The 14,558-nt window shown below is 59.0% G+C and carries 13 protein-coding genes and 1 pseudogene; 3 read left to right on the top strand and 11 right to left on the bottom strand.

The window, feature by feature from the left end:
* Window positions 1-235 precede the first annotated feature (235 nt).
* Genes QM579_RS01910 through QM579_RS01900 form a run of 3 tightly spaced genes read left to right on the top strand, consistent with a single transcriptional unit; the run spans window position 236 to window position 1,599 of the window.
* Window positions 236-682, top strand: a complete 447-nt coding sequence (locus tag QM579_RS01910) for a DMT family transporter (protein WP_414997540.1) — start codon at window positions 236-238, stop codon at window positions 680-682.
* Window positions 682-1,020, top strand: coding sequence for an SMR family transporter (locus tag QM579_RS01905; RefSeq protein ID WP_414997539.1), 339 nt, complete (start codon window positions 682-684; stop codon window positions 1,018-1,020). The genes QM579_RS01910 and QM579_RS01905 overlap by 1 nt, the downstream gene beginning before the upstream one ends.
* A 27-nt stretch (window positions 1,021-1,047) precedes the next feature.
* A complete protein-coding gene (locus QM579_RS01900; RefSeq protein ID WP_414997538.1) occupies window positions 1,048-1,599 on the top strand; it encodes a hypothetical protein in 552 nt (183 codons plus the stop codon).
* Window positions 1,600-1,790: 191 nt separating this feature from the next.
* Here the strand turns inward: QM579_RS01900 and QM579_RS01895 are convergent, their stop codons facing one another.
* From QM579_RS01895 to QM579_RS01845, 11 genes and pseudogenes are all read right to left on the bottom strand, one after another.
* Window positions 1,791-1,958 carry a hypothetical protein gene (locus tag QM579_RS01895; RefSeq protein ID WP_414997537.1) on the bottom strand — a complete coding sequence of 56 codons (168 nt, stop codon included), beginning with the start codon at window positions 1,956-1,958 and terminating at the stop codon, window positions 1,791-1,793.
* Window positions 1,959-1,967: 9 nt separating this feature from the next.
* Window positions 1,968-2,549, bottom strand: coding sequence for a histidine phosphatase family protein (locus tag QM579_RS01890; protein WP_414997536.1), 582 nt, complete (start codon window positions 2,547-2,549; stop codon window positions 1,968-1,970).
* Between the two features lie 238 nt (window positions 2,550-2,787).
* Complete coding sequence (locus tag QM579_RS01885; RefSeq protein ID WP_414997535.1) at window positions 2,788-4,143, bottom strand: DVU_1551 family NTP transferase; 1,356 nt, start codon at window positions 4,141-4,143, stop codon at window positions 2,788-2,790.
* Window positions 4,140-5,507, bottom strand: coding sequence for a phenylacetate--CoA ligase family protein (locus tag QM579_RS01880; RefSeq protein ID WP_414997534.1), 1,368 nt, complete (start codon window positions 5,505-5,507; stop codon window positions 4,140-4,142). The genes QM579_RS01885 and QM579_RS01880 overlap by 4 nt, the downstream gene beginning before the upstream one ends.
* On the bottom strand, window positions 5,504-7,147 hold the full coding sequence (locus QM579_RS01875; RefSeq protein WP_414997533.1) for a radical SAM protein: 1,644 nt from the start codon (window positions 7,145-7,147) through the stop codon (window positions 5,504-5,506). Before QM579_RS01875 ends, QM579_RS01880 begins: the two co-directional genes overlap by 4 nt.
* Window positions 7,144-7,608 (bottom strand): DVU_1555 family C-GCAxxG-C-C protein, encoded by a 465-nt coding sequence (locus QM579_RS01870; RefSeq protein ID WP_414997532.1) that lies wholly within the window; start codon window positions 7,606-7,608, stop codon window positions 7,144-7,146. The genes QM579_RS01875 and QM579_RS01870 overlap by 4 nt, the downstream gene beginning before the upstream one ends.
* The gene (trsM, locus tag QM579_RS01865; RefSeq protein WP_414997531.1) at window positions 7,605-8,399 is read right to left on the bottom strand and encodes a DVU_1556 family methyltransferase; all 795 of its coding nucleotides are present in this window, start codon (window positions 8,397-8,399) and stop codon (window positions 7,605-7,607) included. The genes QM579_RS01870 and trsM overlap by 4 nt, the downstream gene beginning before the upstream one ends.
* Window positions 8,396-8,611, bottom strand: a complete 216-nt coding sequence (locus QM579_RS01860) for a DVU_1557 family redox protein (protein WP_414997530.1) — start codon at window positions 8,609-8,611, stop codon at window positions 8,396-8,398. Before QM579_RS01860 ends, trsM begins: the two co-directional genes overlap by 4 nt.
* Window positions 8,608-11,085 (bottom strand): pyridine nucleotide-disulfide oxidoreductase/dicluster-binding protein, encoded by a 2,478-nt coding sequence (locus QM579_RS01855; RefSeq protein ID WP_414997529.1) that lies wholly within the window; start codon window positions 11,083-11,085, stop codon window positions 8,608-8,610. The genes QM579_RS01860 and QM579_RS01855 overlap by 4 nt, the downstream gene beginning before the upstream one ends.
* 325 nt (window positions 11,086-11,410) lie before the next feature.
* On the bottom strand, window positions 11,411-14,134 hold the full coding sequence (locus QM579_RS01850; RefSeq protein WP_414997528.1) for a molybdopterin-dependent aldehyde oxidoreductase: 2,724 nt from the start codon (window positions 14,132-14,134) through the stop codon (window positions 11,411-11,413).
* 145 nt (window positions 14,135-14,279) lie between these two features.
* Window positions 14,280-14,558: pseudogene (locus QM579_RS01845) on the bottom strand (molybdopterin-binding protein); the annotation flags it as partial.

Below are 14,558 nucleotides of genomic sequence, written 5' to 3'. Positions count from 1 at the left end.
TTCATCACCAGCATAACCAAGGCCGCTCTTTTTGCGGCTACCCTGAAGAGCGCTACTGGCGTTCCTTTCTCTAATTCCTCGCAGGCAAAACTTCCCTTGGCGTGATGCCCCAACAGGCGGCAGCGCTTTTTTCTGTTTTCGATCTCGGGTGAAACGCAGCGCAGACCGCCGGCCCAGATATTCACCTGAGAATCTAATCAAAAATTTTCAATTTTGCCCAATTTGCGAGGACACAATGCTTGTGACCAAACCTTATCACTGGTTTTGCCTTATGGGAGCCATTGTTTTTGAAGTAGCTGGAACCACAGTCATGAAGATGGCACAGGGCTGGAGTTTTGCCCACGCTGCCCTGCTGGGGCTCGCGCTCATGTGGCTGGCCATCGGCCTGTCGTACTATATGTTGGCCAAGGCCACCACGGGCCTGCCTGTGGGCGTGGCATTTGCCTTTTGGGAAGGGCTTGGGCTGACCCTCATTACATTGTGCAGCGTGGCCCTGCTTGGTGAAAGCATGACAATGAAGCGCGCCCTTGGCCTTGCCTGTGTGCTGGCTGGCGCTTTACTGGTTCACCACGGCACCGGGCACGGAAAGGAAGACAAAAACGAAGGCATTCACCCGGCAGCACGGCCCACTTCCGCCGCAAGGGATATGCAGATCCAACACAGAGCCGGGGGAGACGCATAATGCAAGCCGTCAGCTCCTTTTTCAGTCTTTCCCTGCTGTTGGTTATACTGGCCGCGGCTCTGGACGTGCTGGCAAATCTTTTGCTGGCAAAATCCGGCGGGTTTCGCCGCCGCTGGCTGGGCTTCTTTTCTCTGGCCCTGGTGGGCCTGGCTTTTTACTGTCTGTCGCTGGCAGTGCGCAATATGGATCTGGCCGTGGCCTATGCCATGTGGGGCAGCTTCGGCATCCTGGGCACATCCCTTGGCGGTTGGCTGTTTTTCAGTCAAAAACTGCGGCCCTGCGCCTTTGCAGGTATGGGCCTGCTTATGACAGGCATGGTGCTTTTGCATATGAGCTGAGGCAGGAAGACCTGCCGGGAGACAATTGTGGGTAAAAAATTCTGGGATTATCTTGAAAAATGGCGGGGGCTTTTTCCGCGCCGCAAGAACTTGCGCTGGCGTGATGGCTGGCTGCAAAACGGCTATTGCGGCGATTGCCGCTACTGCTGTGGCCCTCAGGATTCCAACGAGCCCTTTCCTATGGCTCTGCTGCCCCGGCAATTGCATGCCAGAATCGAAAAAGACTTTTGCATGCTCAACGCCGACACTGCCTATATGGATGGCCGCGGCTGCAAGTCCTGCACGTCAAAGGGTTGCGGACTGCCCCGCGAAGGGCGGCCCGTGGCCTGTGGCCTTTTCCCCTTTGTGCTCATCAACGGCAACCTGTACGTCTACAAAACCTGCCCGGCGATTCTTTTTACACCGCTGGCGCAACTGGCCCCGCTGGGGCTTGAGGCTGCACACTGGCTCACCAGTTTCAGCCATGAAGAATTGCGCCACTTGTCCCTTGATATGTCCCCTGCCGTATTGGCGGAAAAGTATATCTCATTGGGTATTCAGGTTTTTGATGATGACGGCGTGAAGTTGCAGTTGCGCTGATGATAAAGCACTCCACACCTTAACTACTCGCCAGGATTTGAAAACAAATCCCGGCAGCAAAAGAGGCGCAGGCGAGATTTACCCGCCTGCGCCTCTTTTGATCAAGTACCGTTGTTCTGATCTAGAGCAGATTAGCTTTGAGAATATATATTCTCAAAGGTTAAGACACGCTCGCTGCATCGCTGCGGCGTTTAACCGCGCAAATAAATAGCTATGCTGCCTTCACGGCAGCCGTTGCCTGAAGGGTGTGCAGATAGTGACAGCAATTGCATGGAACATGCGGGCATCTGCTCACGCAGACGCGCAAATATTTCAAAATGAAAATGCTCTAAAATATCACAAAAAGCACGCAGGTTCACCAGTTCGTCTTACCATTCAGGCACAAAGGTCTGGCATGCGTATTCCTGTGGGATGCGCAGCACATCGTCGAGCGGCAGCGCCATATAGCAGGCCAGCAGGCTGCGAATAACGCCCGCATGCGCCACAACCAGCAGCGTGCCCGCGGGGTAATGCCGCCGCCAACGGCCTACTGCTTCAAGAGCGCGGCTTTGCAACTGCACGAAACTTTCGCCGCCCTCTGGGCAAAAATGGGGGAAGTCCCGGCCACGTGCATCGTATTGACCGGGAAAGAGCTGTTCAATTTCGGCTTTGGTGAGGCCCTGCCACTGGCCCAAATTCAGCTCGCGCAGGGCTGGCTCAAGATGTATCGGGGGCGGGCTGGCGGCCCATTCATTTCCGGTCAGAAGAATGGACGCGGTTTCACGGCAACGCCCCAGATCCGAGGACACCACTGCCGCCAGTCTTCCCGCCAATATGGGCATAAAGTCATGTGCCAGAACGCGTATCTGCTCCCGCCCGGCAGGGCTGAGAGGGATATCACGATTCCCCACGATGCGCCGCTCCGGGTTGGGCGGCAAAGCTCCGTGGCGCACAAACCACATGCCGTTCATTAAAAATCTCCAGCATTTTTTCTGTAGCACGGCCCGCAAATTATGGGCAAGACTTGACAGCTTTTTTTCATCATCGACAAAGAAGCCACATTGCTTCACTTGTGCCTGTTGGTCAGGCCCCGCAAAACCGTCGCCATAAAGCAGATTCGTTTTGAAATGCTCTCAAGTAGTTATTCTCAAATTGCTGCTGCCAATGGTAGTTGGCGGTCTTTGCCCATTTTGGCAATACCTTCAAGAATCAAGCGCTCCCGTTGATCTGAACCGCCATTTCGGCCAAAGCACTGCGGGCAATGTCAGCCGGACAGGCGGGATGAGCCATATGCAGGGGATAAAGGGAATGCAGGCTCTCAACAGAAGCAGCTTCCTGCACGCAATCCGCTGCCTGAGCAAGCTGTTGCCCATACTGTTGCCTGTTAGCAGCGCAACCCAGTTCACGGGCAAGCCGGGCCTCCAGAGCCAATGCACGTCCCATGCGTCCCTTGATGGCTTCTGCCGCGTCGCTGCCAAAGATTTCCAGCTTTTGCTCAAACCGTTGACGCACAGGCACGTAGCTTGGGCCGTAACAATATTTATCGGCCAAAAAAATCAGCTCGCGTTCAGTGATGGGCTGGTCATTGGGCAAGGCCAGGTCGCGGTGATCTTCCACCAGATGCGCCATGACAGGCAGGTGTAAGCTGCGCAACAAACGTCCGGCGGCGGCTTCATGCCTTTTTTCACCCTTGCAGATGTCGTGCAGCAGCCCTCCTGCCAGGGCGACGTCCGGTGCAAGATCTGGAGAGAGGCTCGGCGCAAGGGCAGAGGCATTATCTGCGCCTGCATGAGTATTTTCAGCACGTTTTGCCCGCTGCAACGCTTTTGCCAAGGCCGCAGCCACAGTGCCCACAGCACGACCGTGACGCAGCCCCTTTTCAGGCACATCGCGCAGATGTAGCAATTCCTCTGCCTCATCAGGCAGCAGTACATCCCGACATTGCGCCAAAAGCCTGATATTTTCGTAGTCTTCTGGCCTGTCCATATCCAGCAGCATCAGCTTGTCTGCTACTGGAATTTTACGCACTGGCAGCCCTTCCAGCGCGCCCCGCAAGCCGTTTTCGCCATTAGACTGCGCGTACCGCAGTATGTGCTCCAGATGGCAGGCAGGCAAAAGCGGCGGATGCCCTTCTGCATCCGCAAAGACAGGCACAAGAACATGCTCCGGATCAGCTTCATGAGCTTCAAGCAAGGCCTGTATAGTCATTGGCCGCACCAGAGGCACATCCACAGGCAGCACCAGCACAGGAGTTTGGGACATCGCGCTGTTGCCGTCAGCCAGTGCCCGAAGCCCCGCGCAGACTGAAGAAAACATGCCGTCTTCCGGCCTGGGATTACGCACGGCAGCAAGGTCAATATCCTGGGCCGCCTGTTCCACACTGTCCGCATGCCAGCCTGTGACAACAGAAATATGCTCAATACCCACCGTGCGGAAAAGGCGCGCCAGACCCTCCAAAGCCGAGCACTCGCGCCCAGTCTCGCCCGAGGGAAGAGGCAGAAGCGCCTTGACCTTGCCCATGCGCGAAGCCTGCCCCGCCGCCAGTATCAAAACACGCGCATTCACATCCAGTCTCCCCAGCCGCCAGTGGCGCAGTGCGGCCCTTTGTGAGCTGCCACTCCAATTTGATTGCCATTGGCTGGCGTGTTGCCGCCGCCCTTGGGCATCTGCACCACACGCACACGGCCTCCGCACCGTTCAAGCCTGCCCCGCACCGGGCCAAGGCGTGGCAAAGGGCTGCCACAGGCGCACGGCCCAGGCAAAATACTGGCTACATCGCCCGTACGATAGCGAATGAGCGGCATGGCCTCGCGTCCCAAAGTGGTAATGACCACCTCGCCTGCTTCGCCTGGCGGCAAGGGTTCATCACCGCAAAAATCCACAATTTCCACAATCATGTCGAGCTGGCGCATATGATAGCCATCGTGGGCGGCACACTCCACCGCGCCGCCGTAGCCTGTTTCCGTCAGACCGTAATGGTCAAGCACAGTGCAATCCCATACGGTAGCCAGCACATGGCTCAGCACAGGATCAAGCCGGTCTGCGCTGCTGAGCAGACCGCAAAGCCCGGGCGGGCCGCTTTTGGGAAAATAGCGCAACAAACCTTCCAGCTGACCGGGCGCGGCCACCAGACAATGGGGCTGCACTTCAACGAGCCATTGGGCCAGCTCTGGACGCGCATCAAGAGGTGAAGTTGCACGTGGGTGAGCCAGTACAGACGAACATTGCCCGGATGCGCGGGCAGGCGAGACATTTCCCGGCGTAGCATCTGCCACGGGCAAGGCTTCCGCCCCCTCCCCCACCAGATTTTCCTGTGGCGCATCCGCCGAGGCCAGCAATTCCGGCGGCGGCGAGCACACTTCCACCCCCTGCGGACTCAGCGACTGGCGCAAAAGATCTGCCACACCATCAGGGCGTACGGCTCCCGGCAGCAGTACGGCCAGCTTTTGCCCAGCGCCGACCAATTGCGACATACCTACACGGAAAAAATCCACAGTACGGGCAAGGTCGTCCCCGGTAAACGCCAGCCGCTTGGGGTCGCCAGTAGTACCCGACGTGTGCAGTGTCACCATGCGCTGAACAGCGCCCCGCGAGACACAAAGAAAATCCTCCCACCGGGCCAGATCCTGCGCCGTGGTAAAAGGCAGGTTGTGCAGATTCTCCGGAGTGATACTGCTCAGATCACATCCGGCAAGCCTGTGACCATAAAAAGTGCTGCGTGTTGCCGCGTACTCCAGACACTGCGTTAAAGCGCGAACGCGGGCCTCACGCAAGGCACGCACAAAACTGTCGGCATCCGCGCCCTGTGCGCCGCACTGCTCGGCCAGCCAGTTGTCCAGTGGATTGCCAAAGCCGGATGCCCGCCTGGAAGCCTTGGCAGAAAGGGAGCGTGAAGCAACGCGGGATGCAGGATGAGGACGCGCGCTCATGAGGCGTCCTCGGCATACAACCGCGTGCCGTCTTGGGCCGTAAGATTATGCAGGCAAAAGGGTATCATGCGCCCGTCACGGCGCAGCACATGAATGCAGCAGCCCCGCACGCGCTCAAGATCCAGACTCAGAGCATCCTGAAAAGCCATGCCAGACAGCGTAAACCTGCGTTCGGCCCCAGCCTGACTCAAAAAACGGCTGAAGCCGTCCACTTCCGCACTGGCAGCGCCAAAACCTTGCGCTCCTGTTGTTCCTTCCGATGTAGTATCGCCATTGCCACGCCAGTGCAGGGCCACAAACTGCTTTGCCTTGCGCGCACCTTCTTCTGCCGATGGTGGCACGCCAGCAGCAGCCAGAGAAGCTTCGTGAGACGCTGCTGGTGAAGCCTTTTGTTGAGCCGCCGTTCCGCTTGCGCCTGTTACGGCTGTTGCGCCCGTCGCGTCTGTTGCAGATGGGGTCGCACCGCCAGCACCCTGAGGGCGTGGCGAGCAACAGGATTGCCCTGCGTCCGCCAGCCATTGCAGGGTGGGCTGAACGTCTTTTTGGGTTTCAACGCTTTGGTTTGCTGTGTTCGCGGCATCAACGCGCCGGTATACGGCGCTGAAAGAACACAGTTCGTTTTCGCAGCCCGGCGGATGCAGATGTTCTGAGCGCACAAATTCGGGAACCTGCCGGGTAAAACAGGCCATAACCTCTGGCAGGGTAAGGCGTGGCGCTTCGTCCAGACGCCAGGGGTAACGCCCGAAAAATGCCGCAGGCTGTACATGCAGCCCCCGCACTGCTGGCCCCAGTTGCAGGGCCAGCCGCAACAGCTCGCCCGCTTCGCCATCATTGACGCCCCGCACAAGGGTAGCCACCAGCACCACGCCAAGTCCGGCTTTGGCGCAGGCTGCCACGGCACGGCGCTTGAATTCCATGCATGGGCGGCCCCGCAATGTTATGAACGTTTCGTCGCTCACGCCGTCCCATTGCAGATAAACGGAATCCAGCCCGGCTTGCCGCAATTTGGCGGCATAGCCCTCTTCTTCGGCCAGCCGCAGCCCATTGGTGTTGACCTGCACAAGACCGAAGGCCCGTTCGCGCGCAAGGCGGATTATTTGCGGCAGATCTTCGCGCACAGTGGGTTCGCCGCCCGAAATCTGTACATTGCACGGGCCGGACGCAGTCCTGAGCGCGTCCATCTGGCTGGCAATGCAGGCAAGGTCAGGATCACCGCCGGTCTCCCGCCCTGCTCCACCCGCGCTTGCGTAACAGATGGGGCAGGTCATGTTGCAGCGCATGGTCACTTCCACAAGGCCCGTGCAGGTATGCTGCGCATGGGCCGGGCACAGGCCGCAGTCAAACGGGCAGCCCTGATCTATGGCAGTACGCGGATGCAGTGGATAGGAAGGACTTTTGGGCCGCGACCAGGACTCGAACGCGGGCACAGGCGCGTTGCCCGGCCCGCCTGCTTTCGGCTGGCCCGCAACTTCTGTTGCGTCCGATGAAAGCGTACGCCATACAGCCACGCTGAACTGGCCGTGATCCGGGCATGTTTTACGCAATTCCACGCAGTTTGGATCGTTCTGCGCCAGCGCGTATACTGCGTCCAGGCGACGCAGACAGACCGGGCATAAACTCTGGGTTCGGCGTAAAATCATGATGCTGGCATGATGTCCAGATCATAGCTCTGGACCAGTTCAATAATCTTTTCCCAGCTTTCAGCCAGTAGGTCGCCACAGGCCACAGGATTGGGAACCTCACCCGGTGCGCCCGACGTTGCGCCAAGCCCGGCGGCAATCTGGCTACAGCTTTGCCCGCCGTAAGAATTTGTGCGTTCATAAAACCAGGTGGCATAGTCGTTAAGCAGGGGGGTAAGCATAGCGTGCGGCGTTTCGCTGGCCGCCCCTTTGCCCGCCACCAGCGCCAGAGCGCAAGCGCCGCCCGTGAGCAGCCCGCAAGGCCCGTCCGACTGGCCTATGCCGTGGCAGAGGCCATTAATAGCCCTCACCAGATCAGGATTTTCCTGATCGCGGGCCTGAAGCATAAGCAAGACCAGCAGTTGACTGCAACAATAGCCCTCGTGCACCAGAGGCAGAAGCTCCATCATCATCGGATTCATGCTTTCTCCTTTTGTGCTATCCACAACCCATAGCCGTACTTGCGCCCGCCGCCAGAAGCCATGCAGGAGCAGCCGCCCGAAACCCCTTTGTTCTCTGATCCGGAATCTCCATACCAGACCATTCGGGCTGCCAGTTCTACCAGCGCCCTGCTATGGTCCTCGTAATGCACTATCTTGAATCCGGCCTGCTGCAGGTGCTGCGCCCACAAATCTGCCGGGCGCGCGCCGTCCATGCAGGATGAGCCTTTTTCCTGCTGGTCAGAAAAAACTTGCGTGTGTTCTTCAGGCAATTTTTTTTTGCAAGCCCCAAGCCCGCCGCCGGTATTGCAAAGGACGGCGGAGTTTACGCGCACATCCGGCTCACGCCGCGTGAGATCGCTGAACAACAGTATCCCGCCGGGACGCAGTACACGCAGGCATTGCAGCAGAAAGGCCACCGGGTCCGCCAACAGCGAGAGCACGCATTCGCACACAAGACCCTCGGCGCAGTTTGCAGCCAGAGGCAGGCGGGCCATATCCGCCTGAATGATCCGGCTGTTGCTCTGCCCCGCCAACACTACAGCCTCAGGCTGCACCTGCCTGTCCAACCCCATGACACGATAGCCAGCCTTGTGCAGCAGCTCCAAAGTGGCCCCGCAGCCGCAGCCCAAATCAAGTACCAGTTGGCCGGGCGCAAGACCACAACGCTCGCGGCATAACCCAAGCGCCCGGGCAGTCAGGGCCGTACCCCCAGGCCGCCATACGTTGCCAGCCACGCGGCGGAATGATTCACTTTCCCACAAAGCGCTCATTTGTCTTCCAGCAGGGACTCCACTTCAACCATCTTGCCCTCGGCCAGAGATTTGGGCACCTGCGTCAGGCCGCACTTGGGGCAACGCGGCAAGGTAACGTCAAAGGCGCTGTTGAGATAAAAAACCGGAACCTTGCCCTGCTCCAGAGGCACATGGCAACGCCCGCACACCCATTGGCCGCCGTCTGGTCCATAGTTGGGTCCCATGCTCATGACTGAACCCCTCCCTGGCCACCGCGCTGCCCGTCAGTGCAACACTGATGGCTGTTAATGACATCCACGGCTTCGTGTCCGCCAGAACCGGGCACCACCATGCGGTGACACCATGCGTCGTGGAGAATAAAATTTTCGCCCTGCTGTTGATACTCTACCCAGAATGTTACCTGACGGGGACGCCAGGAGCCGAGAATGTGACCGTTTTCAAGATTTTCAAAGCGATGACCGCTGGCTTCGGCTCCAGCCACCGCCGCTTCAATATCTTCCAGCAGAATGTGCTTCTCTTCCAGCCGGGTCAACATTTCCTGGCTCATGAGCACCCGGCCCTTGCCGGGTTCTGGTGCATCCTGACCCAGCCATTCGCGCTGCAGACGGCGGCGCAGGGCCGCACGGTTGGCACGGCGGGCCGACAGGCCCGGGCCTTTTTCCGCACCAGTGCCCGCATTGGCGCAGTCAGGAAAAAGCAGATCAAGTAAATGCCAGCATTCTTTGCCGCTTGCAGCCATTCTGTCGCGGCACATGATGCAGGAGGCAAGACCCGCATGGGGCAACTCTGCGGAGCGGTGCACAGCCATTTCATCAGCAAGTTCGGGCTGGGCGCACCACACAAGGCCGCCATAACCACAGCAGGCAGTGGAGGCCCCGCTGAGGCGCGGCTCTTCAATGCGCGCTCCCGCCCGCCGGGACAGGCTGCGCACAGCCGCGAGCCATGCGCTGTCGTGCCGTGCGGTGCAGGGATCCTGAATGGAAAAAACTTCGGGCAGTCTGACGGCCGTACCTTGCCCGTTCATATGCTGGCCGCTGCCGGATTTCTCAATTTCACCCGCTGCCGGAGCCAAAGAAGCCAGCGGCCCGTCAGGCAGGCCCATTTGATCCAGAACCTCCCAAAGCGACAGCGCTTCCGCCTCAGGCAAGGCTTCGCGCAAGGCAGTGAGACAAGAAGAACACGCCGCCATTATCCGAGGTTTGCCGAGGTCTACCCAAGCCTGGCGCAATTTTTCCATATGTTCGGCAAAAAGGCTGGCCCGCCCCGCCCACCGGGCCGGGATACCGCAACAGGAAAGCATGAGGGCCACCCCGGGGGCAGCACTTGCGGCCATGCCCTCGCGCAACAGGGCGTATACTCGCGCCACTTGCTCGCCGCGCGAGGCAGCAAGCTGGCAACCGGGAAAGAACAGCCATGACGGATTAGCGCCAGACGGCAAGGAAGTGTCGGGCAAGACAAGGGCGCATTCTGCACCAGAGGCGTTTTCCATATCCTCCAGGGCGAATTCGTGGGCCGATGGCGGCATGTAGCCTTTTTCCACCATATCTTCGCGTGCGGAGAGGCAGAGCTCGGCCATAGAAAAATTCTCAGGGCACAGCTCTTCACACTGGCCGCAGAGGGCGCAGCCATTGATCAGGGCGTTTGCCGTATGCAAGCCCTTGACGATGGAGGCATTGTTATGCACCTGCCTCGCGTACACCCTCGGATAACCTTTGTATTTTTGCAGATAGACGCATTCACGCACGCAGATCATACACTGGCATTGCAGGCAACGGGCGGCCTCAGCCACGGCCTCGTCGGCAGCATACACGGCTTCGGCTGGATCCACGCGGGGCACGGGTGCGATGCCTTTCACATCCGTATGCAGAGCTCCCTGTTCCTTGTTGCGCGCGGCGGTGAGCGACACGCCGCTGGTCACGCGCTCCAGGGTCTGGGCTGCGCGCCGCCCCTGCCCGGCCTGCCGTGAAGAGGAGGCAAAGGCGTGCCCTGTGGGCGTTTGACTACACCAGCCCGCGCAACAGATATTATCCCGCCAGTGCAAGGTTTCTTCATCCATATCGGCCTGAACAGGAACCAGAGACGAAACAACGCCAGCATCCACAAGAACGCCTGCATATTCCGCCGCCACCTTGTCCAGCAGCGCATGGTCCAGTGCAACCTCGACAAACTGCACCTTCTGGCGGGTCAGAAGCTCCATATCTTCGGCGAGAAAATCTTTGGGGCAAGCGGTATCACCGTGGCTGCCGAGCTGCGGATAGGTTTCCAGCACGGCCTGACCGGGTGTTCCGTCATGAAACACCGTTACAGGGTAAGCCTTGCGCGAAAGATCCCAGGCTGCCGCCAGACCCGCCAGCCCCGCGCCGATAATTGCTATGCTGAAGCGCTTGGGCGGCAAGGGCAAGGGACGGCCCTGCGGCCCCACCGCCAGCATACAGGCAAGCTCAAGCCCATGCATGGCCACGCTGCCGCCAAGATCGCGCCGCAGACAGACGTTTTCGCAGGGGGCGTCGCAAATGCGCGCCATAATACCCGGCAGGGGCAGGTGGCGCTCCATAAGCTTGCGGGCTTCACCGGGCTTGCCCTCGGCCATGCGCGCCATAAACGTGCGTACGTCCAGATCAAAAGGACAAGCTTCACGGCAACGCGGGGGGCTCTCCTGCGTGCAGCGGGCTTCAATCTCGTGCAGACGCTTCTGATCCATCATGGCGTAAACTCACTGAAAACAGATTGGCATTATTTTGGAATTACTGAGGAACGTAAAAAGACGATTCACCGCCGCCCGCCTGCAAATTTTCAGGGCAAGCCAGCAATCATTTTTCTCGTAACATCGTATCAGCGGGGTTTTCAGGGCACCCCCGAAAACCCCGCTGCCGGAAAATTCGCAGTACGGGCCAGTGGCCCCTGCGCCTTGAAAAAACAGATATCTTTGCGGGTGAGGGCCCGGAAGGAGGATTTCTCTTGCAGCCGCGCCATCAATGTGGGCCATTCTGCAGGTCCCCCTTCCGGGTTTCTTTTACTATAAACCTACCCTACTTGGGCATGGCCTCCAAGACCTTTTCGGGACGCGCGGGCAAGTGCCGGATGCGCGCGCCGCAGGCATTGTAGATGCCGTTGATAATAGCCGCATGCGGAGCGGTGAGGGGCATTTCGCCCACACCGGATGCGCCGAAGGGGCCATCCTTGCGGTGGGTCTGCACATAGACGATTTCCATATCGTCTGGGATCACCTTGATGCTGGGAACACCCGAACCGCCCATGGTGCTGTGTTTCTTGAGGTCTTCATAGTCTTCGGTAAGGGCCAGGCCAACGCCCTGAGCAAGACCGCCGTAGATCTGACCGTCCACCACAAGCTTGTTGCAGAGGGAGCCGATATCGGCCACGCAGACAATCTTTTCCACGGTGGTTTTTCCCGTGGACTTTTCAACTGCCACTTCTGTAAGGAAAAGACCGTACATGTAGCAGGCGAAAGGCGAACCCTGTCCCTTGAGATCGCAGTCTTTGGCGGGGGCGGTCCATTTGCCTTCATAGCGCAACGGGCGGCCTTCAGCCTTCATTTCGTCAGCCGTAAAGAAGCCGCCGCCGGGCTTGCGCATGCCCTCGATGAGCATTTCGCAGGCCACGCGAATGGCGTTGCCCGTGACCACTTGCGAACGTGAGCCGCCAGCAGGCCCGGAGTTGGGGGTCTTGCTGGTGTCGTTCATGACAAGGTGGATCTTTTCAGGCGCAATATTCAGGGGACGCAGCGCTTCGTGGGCCGTGCCCAGCGAACCGGCGTCCGCGCCCTGGCCGTGATCTTCCCAGGAGTTGCCCAAGGTCACACTGCCATCCATGTTGAGTTCCACCCAGGCTTCGGAAGTATCCGGCCCGTCAAGGCCCGCGCCGTACACGCCAAGGGCAATACCTACGCCGCGCTTTACTTCGGCGGTGGAGCGTTCCTTCACGCGCTTTTTGGATTCTTCGTAGTAAGGACGCATTTTGCTAAACATTTCAGGCAGGCTCATGACTTCAGGAACCTGACCGGTAGGCGTGGTGTCGCCTTCCTTATAGCAGTTGAGGGCGCGCAGCTCGAAGGGGTCCATGCCGAGCTTTTCCGCCAGTTCGTCCATCAGCACTTCAGAGGGGAATTCAGATTCCGGCGCGCCGTAACCGCGGAAAGCCGCTCCCCAGCAGTGGTTGGTGGCAACAGTACGGCCTGCGCCGCGAATGTTGGCGATGCCGTAACCAGCGCCGATGTACTGCGCGCCGCGCAGGGTCAGCAGGTCGCCGAATTCGGAATAAGGGCCGTGGTCAACGCTCCAATCCGTATCCATAGCGAGAATCTTGCCCTGCTTGGTGGCAGCGTAACGCATCGTGGTCCAGAAAGGTGAACGCTTGCCGGTGTAGTTCTGCTGCTGCTCGTAGTTGTAGCGCAGATGGCAGGGACGGCCAGTGGCCATAACGGCTACGCCAATCAGGGCTTCCATAGTGGGGCTGAACTTGTAGCCAAAGGTGCCGCCAGCAGTGTTCTGCACCAGCACGAGGTCCTTGGGGAATTCCAGACCAAGACCGGGAGCGATCATGAGCGCGTGCAGATGAAGTCCGATGGACTTGGAGTGGATGACCACCTGGCTTTGCTCGTTGATGTAGCCGTAACCCACGTCGGGCTCGATGGGCAGATGCGGCTGGCGCTGGGTGTAGTAGCTGCCTTCGATAACCACATTGCTGGGATCGTTGAAGAAAGGTGCGGTATCTTCGCCTTTTTCTTCAAGCTGGTCATAATATACGTTGGGCGTGCCGGGGTGAATTTCAATGGCGTCAGGGGCCATCGCTTCAGGGGCGCTCATGTATTCGGGCAGCAGTTCCAGATCAAATTTGACCTTTTCGGCGGCAGCGCGTGCATTGGCTTCGGAGTCAGCGCAAACGATAGCCAGAGCGTCGCCGTACTGGAAGATCTTGCTGTCGTTCAAAATGGGGCGTTCCCAGCCGTCACCCTTGTTGGTGGGAAAGGTGATGAGGCCCGTGATGCGGTTTTTGCCCTTCACGTCCTTATGAGTCAGCACCTTGAACACGCCGGGCATCTTTTCGGCTTCAGAGGTGTCAATGCCCTTGATGAGCGCGTGGGAAACCTTGGCCTGGGCCAAAGCCAGATGCAGCGTATTTTCAGGCATGCGCACAACGGCGTCCGCGCCGTATTCAGCCACGCCTGTGACCTTGGCTACGGCGCTGGGACGAGGAATGCTGGTGCCCCAGATGCGACCGTCGGCGGGCAGCTTGAAGCTGATTTCCTCAACGGTTTTTTCACCGCGCATAATGGCGGCAGCGTCCATGACGGCGTCAACAAGAGGCTTGTAGCCCGTGCAACGACAGATGTTGTGGTGCTTCTGGAACCAGTCGCGCACATCTTCACGGCTGGGCTTGATATTTTCATCCAGCAGGGCCTTGGCCGACACAATGAAGCCGGGCGTGCAAAATCCGCACTGCGCCGCGCCGTGCTGTATCCAGGCATGCTGCAAAGGATGCAGACAGGTCGGGGTACCAATGCCTTCAAGGGTGGTCACGGCTGCGTTTTCTGCTACGCGGCTCATCTTGATGATGCAGGCACGCGACACTTTGCCGTCCAGAAGAACAGTACAAGCGCCGCACTGTCCCTTGCCGCACCCCACTTTAACACTGGTGAGCTGCAATTGGCTGCGCAACACGTCCACCAGCGTGTCGTTGGGGCTGACCAGCAAACGCCGGGGAATGCCATTGACTACAAGAGTTTTAGGTTCCATGCGCGACTCCTTTGTTGATGGATGCCTGTGTATATGCCGACGCGGGGTATCCGCGCTCAAGGCCGTAGCTGGACGGCGTATGCGCCGCTTTGCTCCATCTGATATAAAGTGAAAGTTTGATTATGATACCAGCGCACGCGCGCCTCTACTTGCCGAAAGGGCAAATGGGGTAGGTGCATTCGGGGCAACTGGCGCAAAAGCCGCCGTGCCCCATACCTGCCACCTCTTCAGCGGTGACCTCCAGGCCAGCCAGAAGGCGCGGCACCACCAGATCAAAAATACTGGCCTTGTGGTACATGACGCAGCCCGGCAGCCCCAGCACAGGTACGCGCCCTCGCGGACCTGTGGCGTGGGCAAGAAGAAACATGGCCCCCGGGTACACCGGAGCGCCATAACTGACAATTTCTGCGCCGGAAGCACGAAT

It is taken from the genome of Desulfovibrio sp. (assembly GCF_047607245.1).
In the GTDB taxonomy this organism is placed as follows: Bacteria; Desulfobacterota; Desulfovibrionia; order Desulfovibrionales; family Desulfovibrionaceae; genus Desulfovibrio.
Note: the sequence above shows the minus strand (reverse complement) of the source record. Positions and strands in the feature narration are given on the sequence as shown.

Bases quoted from the DNA above. Each gene is read 5' to 3' on its own strand.
- QM579_RS01910 (WP_414997540.1), top strand. From the start codon at position 236: ATGCTTGTGACCAAACCTTATCACTGGTTTTGCCTTATGGGAGCCATT.
- QM579_RS01905 (WP_414997539.1), top strand. From the start codon at position 682: ATGCAAGCCGTCAGCTCCTTTTTCAGTCTTTCCCTGCTGTTGGTTATA.
- QM579_RS01890 (WP_414997536.1), bottom strand. From the start codon at position 2,549: ATGAACGGCATGTGGTTTGTGCGCCACGGAGCTTTGCCGCCCAACCCG.
- QM579_RS01880 (WP_414997534.1), bottom strand. From the start codon at position 5,507: ATGAGCGCGCGTCCTCATCCTGCATCCCGCGTTGCTTCACGCTCCCTT.
- QM579_RS01875 (WP_414997533.1), bottom strand. From the start codon at position 7,147: ATGATTTTACGCCGAACCCAGAGTTTATGCCCGGTCTGTCTGCGTCGC.
- QM579_RS01870 (WP_414997532.1), bottom strand. From the start codon at position 7,608: ATGAATCCGATGATGATGGAGCTTCTGCCTCTGGTGCACGAGGGCTAT.
- trsM (WP_414997531.1), bottom strand. From the start codon at position 8,399: ATGAGCGCTTTGTGGGAAAGTGAATCATTCCGCCGCGTGGCTGGCAAC.
- QM579_RS01860 (WP_414997530.1), bottom strand. From the start codon at position 8,611: ATGAGCATGGGACCCAACTATGGACCAGACGGCGGCCAATGGGTGTGC.
- QM579_RS01855 (WP_414997529.1), bottom strand. From the start codon at position 11,085: ATGATGGATCAGAAGCGTCTGCACGAGATTGAAGCCCGCTGCACGCAG.
- QM579_RS01850 (WP_414997528.1), bottom strand. From the start codon at position 14,134: ATGGAACCTAAAACTCTTGTAGTCAATGGCATTCCCCGGCGTTTGCTG.